The sequence below is a fragment of the Sutcliffiella horikoshii genome (assembly GCF_021991925.1).
Lineage (GTDB): Bacteria > Bacillota > Bacilli > Bacillales > Bacillaceae_I > Sutcliffiella_A > Sutcliffiella_A horikoshii_F.
Map to the genome: position 1 here is coordinate 210,920 of NZ_RXZI01000004.1, position 21,916 is coordinate 232,835.

The window sequence follows — 21,916 nt, forward strand, 5'->3', positions numbered from 1 at the left end:
TTCAGCTTTTTACTCCTGCAGCTTCCTTCGGTTCACAGATTGCGGTGGTTGTTCCATCCAACCTCGTTTTATAAGCATTTCCACCCCTTCTTCCCCATATTTCGCTACGTCCAAGATAATGGTAGAATAGTGCATGGCAAGATCTTTGCGCATTGCAGTGGACATGGCATATGCCAAGAGATATAATCCCGAAGAACTTGTGGTAGAAATAAGAAACAGGATGAGCCTATCTGAAAACGGTGAAACCGTTGAATCTGTTACCTCCATGCTGACCGGAATATTACCCAGGTGGTCTTCCTTCTTCAATACATTATTGAAAACTTCCACCTGTTTCTCCGCAAGCTTCTTTCCTTTTTCCAAATACGCCTTGATCTCCTGGTCCCTCATGACTTGAATCAGTCCCACTAACATGATCATCCCTATATAATTCCGTTCAATTACATAAAAGATTTCACCAAGCTCCATCACATTCAATGGCCTTTTGTCACCAAACCACGTGCCAAGGATGGTCTGTTGCTCTTGGATATACTTCACATCCTTTGGATAGGGAATCTTCGGTGGTCTATCGTAAATACCCTTAGCAAGCATTAATTCAAGGGCATTCCTGTAATGTTTAGTTGAAGTTTTCAAACATTCGCTAAAAAAAGCGACCACGTCGCTTCTGGCAATTTTCGTCAAAACAGTGGCATAATATGGGACTGTCATCTGACCTACCCTATACGCGAAGCTCAGGGCAAAAAGATCCGTATATAGTGGAGGAGCTGACAGATTTACATCTTTATCTGAAAACCCATCTGGAATCGGAAATCCTTCCTTTATAAAGATGTTTTTTATTTCCTCATTATATCTTTCTTCTAAATACAAAGACTCCTTCACTACACGTTGAATTTCGGAGTCTTCAACCTGTTGAAGAAAATGCTTGTAAAAGCAGATTGTTGCACTATTTTGTATGTAAGTCGTCCATAAAGCGGCGATTTCCGGCGTTGTCAGTTGTATGTTATGTTCCTTCATAGAATACTCCCATTGTACACGTAGTTAATTTTTAAGATGTGTACTGTATCCTTTATTTATTCACTAGAAAAAAAAACAGACTCCAAAATGGAAGTCTGCTTGCCTTTTAAACGAGTTTAATTTTATTACCTGAAGGGTCATACGTGTAATAGTAGCCATCTACCCACTCTACTTTACTGCCTAATGAGGTTAACCTATCGACTGTGGCCAGCTTCTTTTCTTCACTTGAAAACATCAAGGAAAACCATTCTAGACCAACTGTGTTTCCTGCAGGCGCGGGAGCCCCCACTCCATTCCATGTGTTAAGACCGATATGGTGATGGTAACGTTCCGTTGATATAAACAAAGCCTGCCCCCCATAGCGAGTGACAACTTCAAACCCTAGCCCTTCTGTGTAAAACTTCTCTGTATCCTTTAGTCCGGAAACGTGCAGATGAATATGTCCCATCACAGTCGCTTCAGGCAGACCGCTCCATGGTGTAGCTTGCCCCTCTTTTAACAGTTCTTCCACGTCTAGCGCAATGGAAGCCATCTCCACTTCCGGTCCGTTCCAATTCCATTCCCCAGCCGGACGATCTCGATAGATTTCTATACCGTTTCCATCAGGATCCGCTAAGTACAGGGCCTCACTCACAAGATGATCTGATGCACCTTGCAACCTTACACCCTTGTCGATGAAGTGGTGTATGATGCTTCCAAGGTCAGCTCTTGATGGCAATAGAAGCGCAAAATGATAAAGGCCGGTGGTACGTTGCTGCTTTGGTTGGATACCCTTCGGTTGTTCAATGGTCAAAAGTGGTGTTAGCCCATCTGCAGAGAACACCGCTTTGGATTCTGTATGTTCCAATACCTTAAAGCCGATAACATTAGTATAAAATTCGATGGAGCGTTGAAGATCCTCTACTTTTATCATAACCTCCCCCACATAAGTGGTAGGACTTTGATGAAAATGCATCATATATCATTGCCTCCTTCATTTCCTTTGAAACTAAATATCTTGAATTAAAGATATTTTACCACATTAATTCCAGTTTGCATACAGTTATTTTTATCTAATAAAGGGTCTGGCTTAGATACTAGCCGCCAGACCCCTTATTACTTCTATTTTATACCGGCTGAATTTCCTCTGTCACTTTGCTCCAAAGGTCCTCTGTCCCAACTGTCCGTTTAATTGTATTAATGGTTCCTTGATGCAATCCTTCATGCCAGATTGCAAAACTCAGAAGCTCACCAAGCGTTGAAAGCTCATAGTCTCCCAGTTTGAACGGTCGGTCAATAGGCTCCTCAAGCTTACCTGATAAATCCGCTTGAATACGTCTTGGCTGGTCCACCAAATACTTCCTGATTTCTTGGAGGGACGGAGCTTCTTCCACCCAATGATGAGGGCTTGATCCCATCTTAAATAACTCAAGGTAATTTTCCGGTACATGATGTGCTTCTCCAATGAACGGATAGAGTAATGTATCTTGTGCAACAAAAATATGACCAAGATTCCATCTAATCGAATTTTTTACTTCTCCAGGCATCTCATCAGCAAGTTTCTCCGTCGTGGCATCCAAGGCAGCAATGGTCCTTTTTCGCACAAAATGCATCTGTTTAAATAGTAGTTCTTCCATCATTTCAACCCCTATATGATTGGATTTCACTTCCCCTTATACTTTTCTTCATTTTTGTATAAAAACCTTTTACTTTTAGATATAACCGAAACAAAAAAGCCACAGGATCCCCCTCAGGATCCCGCAGCTTCATTTCTCCAAAAATCTTATGCCCCTTTTTCTTCCACATTTGCCGTCTCATCTTCCCAGCATTCCGTATTCTTTAATCCTTTAATGTTGCTCGCATAGAATACCGGATCTTTTCCTTCTTTACGTTGCTTCATATAGTCCTTCAATACTGCTAGAGCGATTTTTCCGATAAAGGCCAATGCCACTAGGTTGGTGATGGCCATCAATGCCATGAACAAGTCAGCCATGTTCCAAACCATGCTAAGGCTTGCAACAGAACCGAAAATGATCATCCCAAGCACCGCAAAACGGAAGATCATTGTGGCAGCTTTGCTTTCTTTGATAAATTCTATATTGGACTCTCCATAATAGTAGTTTCCGATAATGGAACTGAAGCAGAATAACAGAATAGCAATGGCGATAAAGACGCTTGCCCATGGCCCTACGTGTTCAGCTAATGCCACCTGGGTCAACTGTATTCCCTCCATCTCCGCTCCACCTGGAATGCCTGCTAGCAGGATAATGAAGGCTGTTGCACTGCAGATCAGGATCGTATCGACAAATACTCCAAGAGTCTGAATGAAGCCTTGCTTGGCAGGGTGACTTACGTCTGCCGTTGCTGCTGCAACCGGGGCACTACCCATACCAGCTTCATTGGAAAATAATCCTCGTTTAACACCATTCATGATCGCAGCACCGATCCCACCAGCAACCGCTTCGTTAAATCCGAAAGCACTGGAGACAATGACACCTATCAAACCAGGAATTTCTCCAATGTTTAATACAATGACATACAATGCCAACAATAAATAGGACACAGCCATGACAGGCACGACAACCTGTGAAACCTTGGCAATCCGCTTAACTCCACCAAAGATGACCAAAGCGACAATTCCCGTCAGGACAAGTCCGAGTGCCAAGCGGTTCACACCGAATGCTTCATGGAACGCAACGGTGATGGTGTTCGCTTGAACAGATGTAAACGCCAATCCGAAACAGAAGGTAATAAGGACGGCGAAAAGGACCCCCATCCATCTTGCTCCCATTGCCTTTTGCATATAATAGGCTGGTCCGCCTTTGAAACCGCTCTTATCCTTCACTTTGTATACTTGTGCAAGTGTACTCTCAATAAAGCTTAGGGAAGCACCAAATAGGGCTACTACCCACATCCAGAATACGGCTCCTGGACCTCCTAGCGAGATGGCAATCGCGACACCTGCAAGGTTACCTGTCCCGATTCGCGTTGCCGCACTGATACAAAACGCCCCGAAGGATGATACTCGTTTTTTGGTTTCATTGGTTGTTGGACTCTCTTTAAGGAGACGCATCATTTCCCCAAGCTGGGTAAACTGGACAAACTTTGACTTTAATGAGAAGAAGATTCCAAGGCCGACCAATAATGCAATTAGAATGTATGACCAAAGAATTTCATTACTCCATTCAATAATTGTGTCTATCATGCTGTTCACACCTTTTCCTATAGTTTCCACATAACACCTATCATATTGGTAACGCTTCCAATATTTGTTTCAAATAAAAATATTTAATAGAAAAGCTTTAAAGTTTTCCTATTAAATACTTTTATCACTGGTTTTCCTACAACTATTGCAGACCAGACACGAAAATCGATGGGTGTTATATAATACTTTTATAACTCTATCACTATACTAAGATAGTTTCAACAATAATTACTGAATTAAATATTTTCTCTATTTTCTGAAATAAATTACTTTCCTTATTAGGTGAAAAATTTCCTATTACCTTTCTTGGATAAAATGGTTTATACTGAATCTACTATCATAGACGAGTAGGAGGGGTTAGAATGTCCGAAAATAATCAACCGAAGAAAATCAGTCTGCAAGAAGCAATGAAAAAACAGTTGGAAAATAAAAAGAAGCAGGCTTCAGGTGGTAAAGGGAACTTCAATGGTCCACAAGGCACGCAAAAGATGAAAAGTCAGCAAACGAAAAAACCAAGCAACACTAGAAGAAAGATGGGCGTTTAATCCTATATAAAAGCAGTATGCAAGGCTACCGCCTTTACATACTGCTTTTGCTTTTTAGCATAGTCATGCCTGCTTCTGTTATTTTTGTTCCTTGCCTTCCTCTTTTCTTTTCGATAAGACCCATCTTCTCCAAAGTATCTAGCCTTAACCTTACCTGTTGTTCCGTTAAAAAGGCTTGGCGCTCTTTTGTTTCAACGGAAATTTTCCTACGACTGACCGATCCTTCCTTCTTATGCAGATCATAGAGAATCTCCATCAGGTTTAACAATTCTTCTGTTAATTCCCGTTGCTGAATACGAGTGCTATGCTCCGGGTCATTTCCCACACTCCGATTGGAAAAATAGATATCCGAAGCGATTTCCTTGACCGTTCTTCGACTTTGCTGAAAGAATCCTTCATTAGGTATATCTTCCACTCTTATTGTATTGTTTTCACATACAGCAAGCATATAATCGATGGTATTTTTCAATTCACGAATATTTCCATACCAATTATATTGCTTGAGCTTATCCAATACTTCCCTTTCCAGTTTGATATGTTGCCTGCCACTTTGATGGATGAAATGGTGAATGAGGGGTTGGATGTCTTCCTTCCGTTTTCGAAGTTCAGGAAGCTGTATAAATAGTACTTTTAAACGATGATACAAATCCTCTCTGAATTTCCCCTCCTCCATCAAGGCAAGGAGGTCCTTATTCGTTGCCGCTACCACTCTGACATCGACAGGGATGATTTTGTTACCACCAATGCGCAATAATTCTCTTTCCTGCAGGACACGAAGCAGCCTCGCTTGGACCTTTAAACTGATATCCCCTATTTCATCCAAGAAGATGGTACCACCATTGGCTTGCTCAAATAGACCTTTTCTTCCGCCTTTTTTTGCTCCTGAGAACGCTCCTTCTTCATATCCAAAAAGTTCACTTTCGACCAGGTCTTCTGGCAGCGCACTGAAATTAACTGCCAGGAAAGGTCCATTGTTTCGTGAGGAAGCGTTGTGAATGGAGCTTGCGAAAAGTTCTTTCCCGGTACCACTCTCCCCTTGTATGAGAATAGTTAATTCCGTTTTGGCAAGTTTTCGGGCTATTTTCTTGGTTCTAATCAATTCTGGATGACTTCCTACAATATCATCGAAATGGTATTTTCCATAGAACCCTCTTTTCACAAGTTCCCTTTTTAATTGTTTTTCCATTTCAATGGTTTCACTCGCATCCTTAAAAGTGACTACAATAGTGCCTGTGGGATCAATCATGAATCGGTGAACCATATAACTCATGGAGTGAATGGTAAAATAGCCGTCCGCCTCCTCCTCCCGTTTGTTCATGATGAAATCATAGAGTGCGGGTTCAGAGATTACATCTCGAACATGACGGTCCACCGCTTTCTTCATCGGCACTCGAAGAAACCGCTCCAGTATTTCATTGAAGACCGTAATCTTTCCCATCTGATTGATGGCAAGGATTCCATCATTGACACCATTGACCACCTTCTTCAGATGGTCACTGTTTTTATTGGCTTCCTGGTTCGCATCACCTAATCTTTTACTCAATCTCGTGATCGTACGTATGTATTTACTTGAAACCTGATCCTGCTTTTCCTCTAGTAGCCCTAACCTATTCAATATCGTTATGATGGTTGTGATGTCTATTAGTCTAGGTCCTATATTGATGATTTCCTCCACATATGGAGGGACAAGGTCCAGTTCACCAGGCGTTATGGCAATTCTTATTTTCTCTTTATCCTTTTTACCAGGGAAATAGGGGATCAATTGAAGATGGTTAATTCCTAGAATCTCAAAAGAAGAAATCGCTTCTTGCACCGTTTCGGGGAAATCATTCACATAAAGAACCTTCTCCCCTTTTGCGACACTATATATTTTTTCAATATTAAGGAAATTAACAATACGCCTAGCTACCAATACCGTACAGTTGTCTCCGATATAGGCTTGTGCTTCCTCCTCAATCAGGTGGGAGGATAAGATGATCAGTTGATTGTGAACCTTTGTCACTTTATGGGCATCCACCGAATAACTGCGTATCCGAATAAAATCACCGATGATTTCATTCAATTGATTATCGAGCGTTCTCCTTGTTTCCTCGGATCCCGCCAAAAGCGTCAGTTCTCTTGCTTTCATTCCCATCTCCCACACCTCCATTTAAAGAAAAACACTGTCGTGATCAGCAACAGTGTTTTTCCAATCTCTTTATCAACTATTATAGCTTACTCGAACGTACCTTTTTCAAGTAGTTTTTTATTCCACAACATTTTTCGGCCAAGTGCCATCACAGACTCTATTTCAAATGTCGATTCATCAAGTAAAACAAGATCTGCATCTTTTCCCACATCAATGGTCCCTTTAGAGGAAAGGCGCAATATTTTGGCAGGGTTCTCGGTAATGACCTTGAATGCATTTGCAGGCTCCACACCTTGTTCCACGATTGCCTCCCTCACTTCCTTGTATAAAGAAGTCACCCTTCCTAGCTGCAGACCGATAAACTCACCATCCTCATCGAATTCCGGCAAGCTTGCCTGGCCATCTGAAGAGAAGGTGATCTGTCCGATCGGCACACCATTATCGAGCATCTCTTTGAGTCCAACACTGCATTTCGTTTCTCCCTGTTCAATAAACTTTGCAATGCTTGAGGTGGTAAAGTCCACATAGCCACCCTTTTTGGCGTGGGCAATTCCTGCTTCAAACAACTCCCGGTTACGATTGATATGGGTGGGCAAAAATTGGCGAATCGGAATATCTGTCTTTTCTATGACCTCATCCAGAATCGAGAGCTTGCTCCCACTATCACCAAGATGCATATTAACGATTCCCGCTTTCCCCGAAAGCATTCCTCCTACACGCGCAGCTGCAGCAATTTTGGCAACTTCCTCGTAATTTGGTTGGGAGGAACGGTGGTCAGCAATGGCTATTTCCCCTACCCCTATAATCTCTTCAATTAAAATTAAATCATCTTCAATCATCCCTGTCAGCGTTTTGACAGGAACCTGATAGGAACCTGTATGGACATAACAGCTTATGCCCTCCTCCTTTAGTGCCTTTGCTTTTGCCACAAGGCTTGCCATCGTCCTCGTTGTCCCATCTGTTCCAATGACACCGACAAGGGTCGTGATTCCACCTGTAATGGCATCCGATAACACGAGCTCAGGAGTACGGGTTCGATAGCTCCCTTCTCCACCACCGCCCATGATATGGACATGATTATCGATGAAGCCTGGTACGATAAGCTTTCCTGCTACATCGAGGATTTCTACATGTGCACTTTCTTCAAAATGTATGTCATCCCCTATTGCCGCAATCCGCTTATCGACAAGTAGGATATCTTTTTTTCCTAAATAATCAGGACTGTACACGGTCCCGTTTTTCAATACCTTAATCATGTAAGAAGTCTCCTTCAGTTATTTCTGTATTTATCCTATTCAAGCCATAGTGATAATCTAATATTTGCGACCGTCCCTTTTTTATAAGAAGTCAATTCAACTGTCTTATAGCCCTCATCACTTTGGTAGTATTTAGTAAAGCTGTCCTTTGCCCATTGTAACGCAAAAACAGGGTCGGATGCACCACCTTTTATAGAGGTCACCTGTTCTGTTTTTGAGCTTCTCGCAAAAGAAAGCAGTGATTTGGTCGATTCATACGCTCCATCAAATAAATGAGAACTATAATATAGGGTGTCGTCATGTTGAATCAATTCCTGTTTATTTTCATTAGGTACGACTTCTTTCGTGACCATGTTGAAGGTATCCCCTTCAGTCAGGTGGTGCACAATGACATCTTCTACTTCAAAGCCTGGCACAGTACTTTTTTCATTAAAGGTTGCGCCACTCACATCGAGTATCCACACCCCATTCTCACCTATCACTTTTCCTATGTCTCCGGTTATCTCAAGGGCAGTCCCCTCATCAAGGCCTACCCCTATTTCATGACCGGTATCTCGCATAGCTACAAGCAAACGGCCGAGCCTTCCACGCATATCAAAATGTGTATCAGTCAGTATATTTTCAACTAGTCCAAGCCCCGGGATTTGAAAATTATTGTTTTTTATACTTGGATCAAGAAAGCCAGTTAGTGGGACATCAGCGATGCTTTTCACTTCCGTATCATTGATGACCAATGCCTCAAAACTTCTACCAACCCCAAACATTGGGTTACTCATCACATGTGCTCCCGCACTTGTTCCGGCTACCACTCCACCATTGTCATGAACATATTGTATGGCTTCGAGCAGCGGGGTCGCTGTTCCATCGTCGTTAAGCAATGACCTTGCATGTTTCATTTGATCCCCACCCTGTAGCATCACTGCATGACTGCTTTTTACTAGATTGACGAAGTAATTATCATGGGCGACAAATTCGAAGGTATCTATTGCCAATGGAATATAAACAGGTTCAAAGCCTCTATTTCTAAATTCGGTTTCTAGAGCAAGATAAGGGCCATCATCAAGGTGAAAATGGTCATACGCAACGTCAACCGAATCTCTCGAACTATTAAAAATGGCGATGCGTGGACGCTCCACACCCGTAGCTTCCCGGACTGCATGATAGTATGCATCCGTATTGCCTGTGGCCCCACCAGCAGGAAGCAAGGTACCGACACCTTCCCCGATTGTTTCAAGAGGAACTGGCATAGAATTTGTGTTAATCATCTTAAGCGATTTACTAGATCCAAGCACTGCTTCTTCACTCACCGCCGTCACATAGGCATAATACAACCCACTATGTGGGGGGTCCCCCTCGATTGTTTTTTGATTCTTAGCAAAGGGTATAGGTGCATTTCCAATCTCCTCAACGGATAGTAATCTTCCGCTATTCTCTCGTTCCAATTCTTCAAGAAATTCCAAGTTTCCTCCACTGATAAAAGGCTCCACGAGGCTTGTCAATCCCAATGAAGAGTAAAATAAGAAATAGTGAGTAATCTTTCCGTCATCTGCCTGTTCAAAAGTCACCGAGTAATTTTCGATTTGCTTTCCGCTACCTATCACTTCGACATCAGTAGGGTAAGGCATGATACGGATGGTACGATCAGCCTCTGTCATTCCCAACACTCCATCCTCTCCAAGTGTCGCTGCGTAAGCATAATAGTCACCTACACCTAATGGTTTCCCGGACATCACATCCACTTGCCCGGAGCGGAAGGTATTCCCTCCACCGTCTGCATAGCTTAGATTGGTAATTTTAAAAAGTTTATCTTTGTTTTCTCCTTCAGTCTTTGAAGTGAGATGCTGGTCTATTTGTTCAGGAGTCAACCCCTTCACATAATCCCAGACTTCATAAAAACCCGTTTTTGAATAAAACATCAAATAGGCTTCTACTCCGTCCATCACTTCCGCCTTCTGAAATCCTAGCTGGTAATCTTGAATGACGGAACCATCCCCGTTTTGAAAGAGAGTAACATCCTTCAAATCATAAGACGGACCTTTTTCAACAAATAAGGTATAGGTATCTTGTTCACCTTTTGGAGTGGCGACCTCAATATGAACCCTCTTCTTATTTGTTGGTAAATCAACCTTTACTTGTTTCCGGTGGTTCACCCTTTCACCATTTACAGCCAACTTGGCATTCACAGCGATTGGTGTAATTGACAATGCCAGTTGGTCTTCCTCCGTTTTCACACGATATTCTTTTATAGTTTGGCTGAATTCACCTTGAATCTGTCCATTGTGCACAACCAGTTCCATCAAGCCTTTCTTATGGACATGCGACGGCTGGGCATAACCATTTGCTGCCGGGAATAGTAAAGCACCACATAATAGGATTGCTAGTACCTTCGTTAAACGATTCCACCGCTTTCTGAGCATGAGGATACCTCCAATTTTTCAGTTTTCGCAGAGTATAAGTGACATGCAACCTGGTGATTATCAGAATGTTCCTTTAATTCTGGACGGTCGGTATGACAGTGAGCCATTACTTTAGGACATCTCCCTACAAACGCACAGCCTGTAGGCGGATCAACCGGAGAAGGTACATCACCTTGAAGAATTATCCTTTCCTTCCGCTCTCTTGGGTTGGATATCGGGATGGCATCAATCAATGATTCTGTATAAGGGTGCAGCCTCTTCTCAAATATCTTATCCGCTTCTCCTATTTCTACGATTCTACCTAGGTACATCACCGCGACACGATCACATAGATGTTGAACAACACTCAAGTCATGAGAGATAAATAGATAAGTAAGTCTAAATCCCTCCTGTAAATCCTTTAAGAGATTCAAGATCTGCGCCTGTATGGATACATCCAGAGCGGCAACCGGTTCATCAGCTATAATGAGTTTTGGTTTCAAAATAAGTGCCCGGGCAATTCCGATACGCTGCCTTTGGCCTCCCGAGAACTCATGGGCATATCGATGAAGATAGTTTTTATTCAAGCCACAAACATCCATAATATCTTCCATTAGCTTACGGCGCTTCTCTCTCTCTACTCCATGTGCCTTCAAAGGCTCAGCCAAAATCTGTTCCACGGTTAGTCTGGGGTTTAGGGAGGCATAGGGGTCCTGGAATACAAGTTGCATTTCCTTGCGCAAGCTACGCATCTCTTTGACCGATAACTCAGGCAGATTCTTTCCCTGGAAAAGGACATTCCCTGACGTCGCCTTTACCAGCTGGGCAACCCCTCTACCCGTTGTCGATTTCCCGCACCCCGACTCTCCTACGAGTCCAAGTGTTTCCCCCTCGTTTATCGAAAAAGAAACATTATCAACGGCTTTAACATAGGAGGCAACCTTCTTTCTTAGGCCCTTTTTTATCGGAAAATATACCTTTAGATCCTTTACTTCCAACAACGGTTTACTCATACGGTTACACCTCTATCTGCATGGAGCCAGCATCGACAGGAATGGCCTTTGCTCACTTCAAGTAGCTCGGGATCCTCTTCCCTGCACAATGGGATCGCCTTATTGCAACGATCCGCAAAGCGGCATCCTTTTGTAATCGTCCCTGCCAACGGAACCTGGCCAGGGATGGACCGCAGGCGATCCCGTTTTTCCCCAAGCTTCGGAATCGATTCTAACAGTCCGATTGTATAGGGATGCTTCGGATTATTGAACAATGTATCCACATCCGTCTCCTCGACAATCTCTCCTGCATACATGACAATCACTCTGTCGCACATTTCTGCGATCACTCCCAGATCATGGGTGATCAACATGATGGCCGTATCGGTTTTTTCCTTCAGATCCTTCATTAGATGAAGGATCTGCGCCTGAATCGTTACATCCAACGCTGTCGTCGGTTCATCCGCTATCAATAGCTTTGGCTGACAGGCAAGCCCCATCGCAATCATGACACGCTGGCGCATCCCACCTGAAAGCTCAAAGGGATAGGCTTCATATATTTGTTCCGGTCGGGGGATCCCAACAAGCTTCAACATATCTACTGATCGCTCACGTGCCGCTTTTTTGGATATATCATTATGTAAAAGCAACACTTCGTCTAATTGCTTCCCAATTGAAAAAACAGGATTAAGCGAGGTCATTGGCTCCTGAAAAATCATGGAGATCTCGTTCCCTCGAATTTTGCGCATCTCTTTTTCTTTCTTTTTCAACAAGTCCTGCCCCTGATATTGGATGGCGCCCCCTGTGATTTTACCTGGAGGGGAAGGCAATAACCTCATGATGGATAAGGAAGTGACACTTTTTCCACAACCAGATTCCCCGACAATACCCAATGTTTCCCCTTTATGAACATCAAATGATATCCCGTTTACCACTTTCAGCTGTTTGCCATCACTTTTGAAGCTAACCTCTAATCCTTGAATTTCAAGCACTTTTTCCATCTTTGTTGCCACCTCCTACTCTTTTAACTTTGGATCAAGCGCATCCCGTAAGCCGTCTCCTAAAATATTGAAGCTTAGTACCGTAATCACAATAGCGAGCCCCGGAAAGAATGTCGGATGAAACACATTCCCGCTGTTATCTTTTGCCGCACTCAACATGGAGCCCCATTCAGGCGCAGTTATGTCTCCTCCAAGCCCTAAGAAACTGAGCGCTGCTCCAATCAGGATGGCCACACCGATTCGCATCGTTAGATAAACAATCACCACAGACAGGGTGCCCGGAAAGATATGCCTCATGATGATGATGCGATCCTTCACCCCGATTGATTGGGCCGCTTCCACATAGGTCATCTCTTTTAACGCAAGCGTACTTCCGCGGACAATCCTGATAAAGATCGGAATGGTGAACACAGCCACAGCAAAGATGATATTCGCGAGTCCTGCACCAAGAAAGGCAATCACTGCGATCGCGAGTAATATTCCTGGAAAAGCGAGTAGTATATCGGTGAAACGAGTGATCAGATTATCAAGCCTGCCTCCATAATAACCGGCTATCAACCCAAGCCCCGTTCCAATCACAGCACCAATCGCAACCGAAACAAATCCTATCATTAGCGTTTCTCTTGTACCCATGACCACCCTGCTGAAAATATCCCTGTTCTGATGGTCCGTTCCAAAGAAGTGGAGTGAGGATGGTGGTTGATGTTTATAGATATCCACTAAGCTCACTTCTGTGGATGCCGGTACGATAGAAACCAGCTGAGGCGTTATTTCTTGGACATCAATAGGCAGATGGACGACTGTCGACACCATACCTGCCGTAACCTGCACAAGAGCGTCTCCTTGCCCTTTCAACGTCACAATTCCTTCTTGAGACACTGTGGCAAGCTCCTCATCAAGAGACAGAAATTGGACTCCTCCCTCATTTTCCTCAGAGCTTCCCGCCGATACAAAACCACTTCCTTGATTGAAGGCTTGTTTATCTTCTTGTCCATCCAACAGGAAGGCTTCTATTCCATCAAGTCCATTAATGGTGCTTCCATCGGATAGAATCGCATTTAAATGTACCGAGTATCTATCCCCGCTTTTCATTACTTTGTTGGGCTGTTCCGCCTCTATCCGAATGATGTTCTGCCCCATGGCTTCTGAGTCACTTGATACGTTCACACCTATCAGTGAACGCACGCTTTCACTTTCGATGCTTGTATAGGTGGTACCGGAAGTATTTGCCGTTAAAGTCACGCCATCTGTCATTCTTCTGATGGAAGCAATTCTTCTATCTACGCTTTCCACTTTGATATTTTTTATTTCAGATCCTGAGATGGCACTCCCATCACTAAGCACTCCCGTAATGGCTACTCGTTGACTTGTCATCTGTTCACTATCGATTCCCTTGTCCGCATACTGCAAGGTTACCGGACGATAAGGGTCGAACGGTGCAAGCCAGGAGCCGAACACCCCGACCAGTACAATGAACGACACAATAATAAACGCTAGAAACGCAAAACGTTGCTTGATGAATTTGTGTAGAAACACCTTGAAAGGAGAATACGAAGAATGCATTTTTCTGCTCATAGATTTTGTCTCCTTTTTTGCTTAATCGTATCTGATTTGTGGATTCAAGAACCCGTAACTGATATCCACCAATAAATTGACTACAAGGAATTGAAAGGAAAAAAGTAAGATCAATGCCTGTATGACGGGATAGTCTCTTGCCAGGATTGAATCGACCAAGTAAGACCCAAGCCCCGGCCAGGCAAATACCTGCTCTACCACTACCGCACCTCCAATAAGGAAGCCAAACTGAAGGCCAGTCATGGTCACTACCGGGATGAGCGCATTTCTTAAAACATGGCTCCACACGACTATCGATTCCTTTTGTCCTTTTGCACGTGCCGTTCTTACATAATCTTCTCTCATTACTTCAAGTACACTGGACCTCGTAAATCTTACAATGGTCGCCGCCACCCCGAACCCCAAAGTGATGGAAGGGAGGAAAAGATGGGCTAAAGTACCACTTCCACTCGTCGGAAACCATCCGAGTTGCACCGCAAAAATTTGCATCACCATCAGACCGAACCAGAATTCAGGAACACTCAGCGCTGTAATGGCAGAGACCATCCCAAGGCGATCCCACACGGTATTTCTTTTCGTTGCAGAGATGATTCCAACAAAAATCCCAATAAGAATGGCCCAGAACATCGCAAGCATCGTCAAAGTGAACGTAAATCCAAAACGCCTCATGATCTCAGAGGACACTTCCGTTTTCGTTCGATAGGAAGAACCAAAATCCCCATGGATGACCATATTGTACATATAGTTGCCATATTGAACGAAGAGTGGTTGATCGAACCCCTCCTTCGCCCTTAAGGTCTGGTAAGTTTCCTGATCCAGCTCCGCGCCGTACATGATGCGAATCGGATCCCCAGGGGTTAAATGAACAAACAAAAATGCAATAATCGTTATGATAAGTAAAATAGGGATCATTCCAATAATCCTTCTGAATGCAAATTGAATCATGCAACTTCACCTCTTTATAAAGAGTAGACTCATAGGTTTATGCTCCCTATGAGTCTATATATTATTATTGTTTCTCTACTAAATTCAGATGGACACCACCTGAAGGCAACACATAAATACCATTCACATTTTTTCCTTTTGCAATGATGGTATCAGGGATATGCAGGAACACCCACGGAGCATCTTCATATATTTTCATCTGGATATCCGCATAGATGGATAAAGCTTGATCTTGGTCTGGTGAGCGAAGCGCATCGTCAAACATACCGTCCAGTTCTTCATTTATATAAAATCCAGAATTATTGAAGTTTGGCGGCACACGGTCAGATGCAAAGTTTGGCCTTAATCCGTAATCCGCTTCTCCTGTACCTGGTGACCAGCGTCCAATCCAAAGGTCCGTCTCTTCTCCAGCATCTAGCATGTCAAACAAAGTACCACTTTCAAATGCCTGTACTTCTACTTCAATGCCAATTTCCTTCAGCTGGATTGCCACATACTCAGCGACAGACACAAATTCCGTTGTGTTCCTCGTCCATAAAGTCGCCTGGAATCCCTCTTCCATCCCCGCTTCTTTCAAAAGTTGCTTGGCCAGCTCTTTGTCATGCTCATACACACTTTGGCCTGCATATCCGTAAACGGCAGGAGCGATGGCGGAATCTGCGACTTGTGCATAGCCATCTGCAATTTGTGCAATGAGACCATCTTTATCAACTGCATGATTCATCGCTTGTCGGACTTTTAGGTCGTTGTATTTCTCTTCTTTGAAATTCATTCCGATATAAAATACGTTCGTTGAAGATCCAACATATAGATCCACATCCTCTTCCTGTTCAAGCTCCTTGGCATTAAGGGTAGGGATCGGGAATATCACATCCACCTCTCCAGTTTTTAACTTATTGACACGAGTGCTCGCCTCCACAATCGGCAAGAAGGTGATGCTATTTACTTTTGGTTGCTCCTGGTCATTCCAATAGTCTTCATTTTTCGTAACAACTACTTGCTCACTGTCCTTCCACTCTTGGAATTTGAATGGCCCTGTACCTACTGGGTTCCGGTCCAAGTTATAGTCCTGGTCATCTTTTTTCTTTTTCAACTCATCTAGTGATTTGAAGGAAGCAGAAGAATGCGCCATATAGGAAGCCATTGCCGAATTTGGTTCTTCCGATTTGATGGTGATGCTGTACTCATCATTGACTGTCACTTCGCTTATAAAAGAGAAGAAGGAAGCGCGCGCCAAGCCATTTTCGGCATCCCGTACAAAATCCAGGTTCTCTTTTGCCACTTCCGCATTAAAGTCTGTACCATCATGGAATTTCACTCCCTGTTGCAAAGTGAAGGTGATTTCCGTTGCATCATCATTAAAGTTGAATTCCGTAGCTAGTACAGGAACAAGGTTCATCTTTTCATCAAAACGCAAGAAACCTTCAAACATAGTGCTTTGAACGGTTGCAGAATTACCGTCTGTGGAGTTGAATGGATCCAAGGACGTAGGTTCCGCTTCAATTCCTACTATTAATTCACCATTTGCGTCTGTTGCTTCTTCTGAGTTTTCATTGGTGTTTGTTGTATCTGGTTGAGTGTTGTTACTTGTAGGGTTGGAGCTACATGCTGCCAGAATGAGCAGACAGAGGATGAGTAAGTACGGTAGGAACCAGATTGCCTTGTTTTTCTTTTGTATTTGCGTTTGCATGTGGTTGATTCTCCCCTTTTTCGTTTGTGGTTTTGGTTTCATTGAGGGAAGATGCAAGAAGTGTGCCAATAATAGAATTTTTAGAAAACTTTTAGTTTATGGTGGTGGAATATGAGGGATGGAAGTATGGAGTAAAGTCTTATGATTACTTTTATTGGGTGTTTTCGGTTGTTTTTAGGTTTATTGGGTTTAATAAGGTTGTATTGGGTGGTTTTTGGGTGTGGTGCGCTAAAGGGGCTGTGGATTTAGGTTAGTGATTTTCATTGTGGTCTAATTTTTTGTGTGCTAGGTCTTGTTCATTTAATGCTCCAAACGGATTTCGATCTAGGGATTCATCTGATCTCATCTCTATGGACACTCGGATTTCTTCCTCCCATTAATTTTGCGTATCATTGGTCCTCTATGACACGCGTTTTTCCTCTCTCTTCCCTTTTCGCGTTCCATACGCCCTCTATGACACGCGTTTTTTCCTCTCTCTTCCCTTTTCGCGTTCCATACGCCCTCTATGACACGCGAATATCTTCCTTCCCACCAATTTCGCGTTCCATACACCCCCTATGACACTCAAATTTCTTCCTCCCTACCAATTTCGCGTTCCATACGCCCTCTATGACACGCGAATTTCTTCCTCCCTACCAATTTCGTGTTCCATACGCCCTCTATGACACGCGAATATCTTCCTTCCCACCAATTTCGCGTTCCATACGCCCTCTATGACACGCGAATTTCTTTCTCGCCACCAATTTCGCGTTCCATAGAACCTCTATGACACTCAAATTTCTTCCTCCCTACCAATTTCGCGTTCCATACACCCTCTATGACACTCGAATTTCTTTCTCCCTACCAATTTCGCGTTCCATCCACCCTCTAACACATAAAGTCACACAAAAAAACCACTCCCAACAACGGCTGAGAGTGGCTTACCCATTTCACATTCAATATCTATTAATAATTCGTCTTTAACTGAGAGAAATCAACTGCTCCGTCTTCCACCAAGTGGCATGCAGATTGCTGGTTGACACCAGGAATCCCGTGAAGCTTCGGCTCTTCCGTTTTGCATCGATCGAATGCATAAGGACAGCGTGTATGGAAGCGGCACCCTGCAGGTGGATCGATAGGAGAAGGAACATCACCTTTTAAGATGATACGCTCTTTTTTCTTCCCAAGATCTGTACTAGGTATAGCGGACAATAATGCTTTTGTATAAGGATGCTGCGGGTTAGCAAAAAGTGCATCTTTATCAGCAATTTCCACAATTTTACCCAGATACATAACAATGATTCTATCAGAAATATGACGCACAACCCCAAGGTCATGGGAGATGAACAAGTACGTCAAATTAAATTCACGTTGAAGTCTTTTAAGCAGGTTCAATACCTGAGCTTGAATGGATACGTCCAAAGCTGATACCGCTTCGTCACAGACAATCAGCTTTGGATCAACAGATAACGCCCGGGCAATACCTATACGCTGACGTTGTCCTCCACTGAACTCGTGCGGATGGCGGTCAACCTGATGGGCACCAATCCCAACCGTTTCAAGCAGTTCCACAATTTTTTTGCGACGATCTTTACGAGGTACAACATTCTGGATTTCCAATGCTTCCTCTAAGATCTGGCTTACTGTTTGACGAGGGTTTAAAGACGCATATGGATCTTGGAAAATAATTTGCAGATCCTTACGTTTCTTTCTCATCTGCGATTTATTTAAAGCAAGTAAATCTTCCCCTTGGAAGCTTACTTCTCCGGAATAAGGATTGTCCAGGCGAAGGATGGCACGTCCAGTTGTGGATTTACCGCACCCGGATTCCCCTACGATACTGACCGTTTCCCCTTCCTTCACGGAAAAACTGATGTCGTCTACTGCTTTGACATGATTAACCGTTCTTCCGAAGATTCCACCTTTAATAGGAAAGTATTGTTTAAGATTTTTTACTTCTAATAATGTTTGATTACTCATGGCTAGCAGCAACCTCCTCGTCTTCCCACTTATCTGTATAAATCCAGCAACGAACCTGATCGCCGTCTTCTGTTTCCTTCAAGTCCGGCAAACTGCTGCGGCAGATATCTTTGGCATGCGGACAACGAGGAGCAAAGCGACAGCCCTGTGGCAAGTTGAATGGACTTGGTACAGAACCATTAATAACAGATAGGTCCCCTTCCACATCCTGATCATGTTTTGGGACAGAGTTTAATAGACCAACCGTGTACGGGTGCTTCGGGCTTGAGAAGATGGTTTGGACATCTGCATATTCCACCACTTTCCCGCAATACATCACGGCAACCTTGTCACACATCTCCGCCACTACCCCTAGATCATGTGTGATAAGCATTAAGGAAGTGCCCAATTCATCTTGAAGCTTTCTCATCAATTCCAAAATTTGAGCTTGGATGGTCACATCCAGTGCTGTTGTTGGCTCATCGGCAATCAGAAGTTCCGGATTGCATGCAAGTGCAATCGCGATCATGACACGCTGACGCATTCCGCCTGAAAGTTCGAATGGATATTGCTTTGCACGTTTTTCAGGAGATGGAATACCAACCAGACGTAACATATCCACTGCCTTCACCCAAGCAGCTTTACGACCAAGCTTTTGGTGAATACGAACAGATTCCGCAATTTGCTCCCCACAGGTCAATGTAGGATTCAAGGATGTCATCGGCTCTTGGAAAATCATTGATACATTGTTTCCGCGAATTTGCATCATCTGTTTTTTCGTTTTATCTAAAAGGTTTTCCCCTTTGAAAATAACTTCTCCGCCTACCACTCTACCAACAGGTTCCTGAAGCAGTCGTAAAATGGATAGGGAAGTGATACTTTTACCAGATCCGGACTCCCCTACAATACCAAGCGTTTTCCCTTTTTCAATGGAAAAGTCCACTCCATCAACGGCCTTCACTTCGCCTTCATCTGTAAAAAAGGAAGTACGCAAGCCTTTTACCTCTAATATTTTTTCTTTCTTTGCAGTTGTCATTTTCTTCACCGTCCTTTTAGTTAAGGTCTATACGTTTGTTAATTAAACGGTATGTGATATCCACCAGGAAGTTTACAAATACGAATAATAGGGTACATACAAGGATTGTCCCCTGAACCATCGGGAAGTCACGCATCGTAATGGAATTGATGATCAATCTACCCAATCCATTAATGGCAAATACAGTTTCTGTGATTACCGCTCCACCAAGCAGTCCACCAAATTGCAAACCTACTACAGTAACAACCGGAATCAATGCATTGCGCAGTGCATGTTTATAGATAACCAATTTATCACTTACACCTTTTGCGTAAGCGGTACGGATATAGTCCTGATCGATAACGTCCAACATACTGGACCTGGTCATACGCGCAATAATGGCCGCTCCACCAGTACCAAGTGTGATGACAGGCAAGATCATCTGCTTCCAATCGTTCCCCCATCCGGCAACCGGCAAGACACCCAAGTTAACGGAGAAGAAATAGATAAGCATGATACCTAGCCAGAAGTTAGGCATCGATATACCAAATAGTGCCACAATCATTAATGATGTATCTGCAAAGGTATACTTTCTAGTTGCGGAAACAATACCTGCAATCAAACCAAGAATGACAGATAAAATGGTTCCCCAGATTGCCAATTCCACTGTAATCCAAAACCTGCTTGTAAAAATCTCCGACGTAACATCTCTGTTTGTACGGATGGAAGTACCCAAATCCCCTTGAATCGCATTACCAATATAGCTGAAGTACTGAACATATAAAGGATCGTTCAATCCCAATTTCTCACGCATTGCTTCCACCTGTTCCGGGTTCGCCTGCTCGCCCGCCATGATTTGGGCTGCATCACCTGGAATCAAGTGCATCATCATAAATACTGCCAACGTTACACCAAACATTACCGGAATCGTTTGGAAAAGTCTTCGAATGATATATATAAACATGTTAGTTCACCTTCTTCTCCATTATTTTTTCGCTTTCGGATCTAGCGCATCACGAAGTCCGTCACCCATCAAGTTGAATCCGATAACGACCAGCAAAATGACAAGTCCCGGGAATAATGTGATGTGCGGAGCTTGTGCAATATAAGATCGCCCTTGACTCAACATCGCACCCCATTCCGGAGTCGGTGGTCTTGTCCCCATCCCAAGGAAGGAAAGGGCACTTGCCGTAATAATGGCAGAAGCAATATATAATGTTGCTTGTACGATAATCGGTGACATAATATTCGGTAAGATATGCTTGAAAATAATTCTAAAGTCTTTCGCACCCATCGCCTTGATGGCATCAATATATTCCAGCTTTTTCACGCTTAATGTAGAACCGCGGACAATCCTTGCAAAAGACGGTATTGCATAGAAGGCAACAGCAATAATAACGTTTCTAGTGCTTGCTCCAAGAACGCTTACAATTGCCAAAGCAAGAAGGATTCCCGGGAAAGCCAATAATACATCACAAATTCTCATAATCAGGGAGTCTACCCATCTACCATAGTAACCGGATACAATTCCGAGTGTGACCCCAACGACTGCTCCTAAAATAGTAGACAAAAACCCAATACCAAGTGAAATTCTTGCACCATAAAGCAAACGACTGAAAATATCACGGCCAACATCATCGGTCCCCAAGTAATTCTCAGCAGACGGTCCCTGCAGCTTGTTCATTACATTGGTTGTATTTGGATCATGAGTCGCAAGTAAGGGGGCAAATATACCCATCAATATAACAAATATAATAATAAAGGCACCAGCCATGGCAGCTTTATTTTTCGCCAGCTTCTTATAGAAAGATCTCCATCGAACCGACTTCGTATTTTCGATAGTAACTGGAACTCCTGTTGTCGTTTGTGCTTGTGGTTGATCCATACGCTCTTCTCATCCCTTCATCTCTTTGTAACAATCTTAATAATTCTAAATTTTCAACACAACTAGATACTATAATAGCTATTAATTCGTAATATTACAATAGTTTTAAAGAGTCTTAGCATACTTAATTTTATGATTAATAGATTTTTTCACCAGATTTACCTTTCATTATATGCATGGAAAAATTAACAAAAACGTAATATAGACTAGTTTTTTATCTTTAATTATTACAAAAATAATAAATTTGTTAAAATTTCTTGTAAAACAACTCTTGTGAATTTTCAGTTTTTGAATTATGATTATAAACAATCATGGCTTATCCATTGATTACAATCTTGTAACACAAAACAAATCT

17 protein-coding genes are annotated in these 21,916 nt (G+C 43.0%); 1 reads left to right on the forward strand and 16 read right to left on the reverse strand.

The features are described from left to right. Window positions 1-9: 9 nt before the first annotated feature. The 4 genes from EKQ44_RS13285 to EKQ44_RS13300 all read right to left on the reverse strand — a co-directional run bounded on the left by EKQ44_RS13285 (window position 10) and on the right by EKQ44_RS13300 (window position 4,195). A complete protein-coding gene (locus EKQ44_RS13285) occupies window positions 10-1,011 on the reverse strand; it encodes a DUF3231 family protein (protein WP_237664037.1) in 1,002 nt (333 codons plus the stop codon). Between the two features lie 106 nt (window positions 1,012-1,117). Then, complete coding sequence (locus EKQ44_RS13290; protein ID WP_237664094.1) at window positions 1,118-1,966, reverse strand: VOC family protein; 849 nt, start codon at window positions 1,964-1,966, stop codon at window positions 1,118-1,120. 151 nt (window positions 1,967-2,117) lie between these two features. Then, window positions 2,118-2,630 (reverse strand): DinB family protein, encoded by a 513-nt coding sequence (locus EKQ44_RS13295; RefSeq protein ID WP_237664038.1) that lies wholly within the window; start codon window positions 2,628-2,630, stop codon window positions 2,118-2,120. A 143-nt stretch (window positions 2,631-2,773) separates the two neighbouring features. Then, window positions 2,774-4,195, reverse strand: coding sequence for an alanine/glycine:cation symporter family protein (locus EKQ44_RS13300; RefSeq protein WP_237664039.1), 1,422 nt, complete (start codon window positions 4,193-4,195; stop codon window positions 2,774-2,776). A 362-nt stretch (window positions 4,196-4,557) separates the two neighbouring features. On the opposite strand from EKQ44_RS13300, the gene EKQ44_RS13305 reads away from it, so the two are divergent. Continuing rightward, window positions 4,558-4,740: a hypothetical protein gene (locus EKQ44_RS13305; protein ID WP_237664040.1), complete on the forward strand. Its 183-nt coding sequence runs from the start codon at window positions 4,558-4,560 to the stop codon at window positions 4,738-4,740. A 34-nt stretch (window positions 4,741-4,774) separates the two neighbouring features. Here the strand turns inward: EKQ44_RS13305 and EKQ44_RS13310 are convergent, their stop codons facing one another. From EKQ44_RS13310 to EKQ44_RS13365, 12 genes are all read right to left on the reverse strand, one after another. Continuing rightward, window positions 4,775-6,874 carry a sigma 54-interacting transcriptional regulator gene (locus EKQ44_RS13310; protein ID WP_237664041.1) on the reverse strand — a complete coding sequence of 700 codons (2,100 nt, stop codon included), beginning with the start codon at window positions 6,872-6,874 and terminating at the stop codon, window positions 4,775-4,777. Between the two features lie 80 nt (window positions 6,875-6,954). After that, the gene (gene iadA / locus EKQ44_RS13315; RefSeq protein ID WP_237664042.1) at window positions 6,955-8,124 is read right to left on the reverse strand and encodes a beta-aspartyl-peptidase; all 1,170 of its coding nucleotides are present in this window, start codon (window positions 8,122-8,124) and stop codon (window positions 6,955-6,957) included. Between the two features lie 35 nt (window positions 8,125-8,159). Continuing rightward, entirely contained in the window at window positions 8,160-10,541 is a 2,382-nt protein-coding gene (locus EKQ44_RS13320) for a cyanophycinase (protein ID WP_237664043.1), read from the reverse strand. Next, window positions 10,514-11,533, reverse strand: a complete 1,020-nt coding sequence (locus EKQ44_RS13325) for an ABC transporter ATP-binding protein (RefSeq protein WP_237664044.1) — start codon at window positions 11,531-11,533, stop codon at window positions 10,514-10,516. Before EKQ44_RS13325 ends, EKQ44_RS13320 begins: the two co-directional genes overlap by 28 nt. Next, on the reverse strand, window positions 11,530-12,513 hold the full coding sequence (locus tag EKQ44_RS13330) for an ABC transporter ATP-binding protein (RefSeq protein WP_237664045.1): 984 nt from the start codon (window positions 12,511-12,513) through the stop codon (window positions 11,530-11,532). The genes EKQ44_RS13325 and EKQ44_RS13330 overlap by 4 nt, the downstream gene beginning before the upstream one ends. Window positions 12,514-12,528: 15 nt before the next feature. Then, the gene (locus tag EKQ44_RS13335) at window positions 12,529-14,088 is read right to left on the reverse strand and encodes an ABC transporter permease subunit (RefSeq protein ID WP_237664046.1); all 1,560 of its coding nucleotides are present in this window, start codon (window positions 14,086-14,088) and stop codon (window positions 12,529-12,531) included. A 21-nt stretch (window positions 14,089-14,109) separates the two neighbouring features. Beyond that, window positions 14,110-15,033 carry a nickel ABC transporter permease gene (gene nikB, locus EKQ44_RS13340; RefSeq protein WP_237664047.1) on the reverse strand — a complete coding sequence of 308 codons (924 nt, stop codon included), beginning with the start codon at window positions 15,031-15,033 and terminating at the stop codon, window positions 14,110-14,112. A gap of 64 nt (window positions 15,034-15,097) precedes the next feature. After that, a complete protein-coding gene (locus tag EKQ44_RS13345) occupies window positions 15,098-16,723 on the reverse strand; it encodes a glutathione ABC transporter substrate-binding protein (protein WP_237664048.1) in 1,626 nt (541 codons plus the stop codon). A gap of 945 nt (window positions 16,724-17,668) precedes the next feature. Then, window positions 17,669-18,682, reverse strand: coding sequence for an ABC transporter ATP-binding protein (locus EKQ44_RS13350; protein WP_269151668.1), 1,014 nt, complete (start codon window positions 18,680-18,682; stop codon window positions 17,669-17,671). Further along, window positions 18,675-19,697 (reverse strand): ABC transporter ATP-binding protein, encoded by a 1,023-nt coding sequence (locus EKQ44_RS13355; RefSeq protein WP_237664049.1) that lies wholly within the window; start codon window positions 19,695-19,697, stop codon window positions 18,675-18,677. Before EKQ44_RS13355 ends, EKQ44_RS13350 begins: the two co-directional genes overlap by 8 nt. Before the next feature lie 16 nt (window positions 19,698-19,713). Further along, window positions 19,714-20,640 carry an ABC transporter permease gene (locus tag EKQ44_RS13360; protein WP_237664050.1) on the reverse strand — a complete coding sequence of 309 codons (927 nt, stop codon included), beginning with the start codon at window positions 20,638-20,640 and terminating at the stop codon, window positions 19,714-19,716. Window positions 20,641-20,661: 21 nt separating this feature from the next. Continuing rightward, window positions 20,662-21,561, reverse strand: coding sequence for an ABC transporter permease (locus EKQ44_RS13365; RefSeq protein ID WP_237664051.1), 900 nt, complete (start codon window positions 21,559-21,561; stop codon window positions 20,662-20,664). Between the last annotated feature and the right edge of the window lie 355 nt (window positions 21,562-21,916).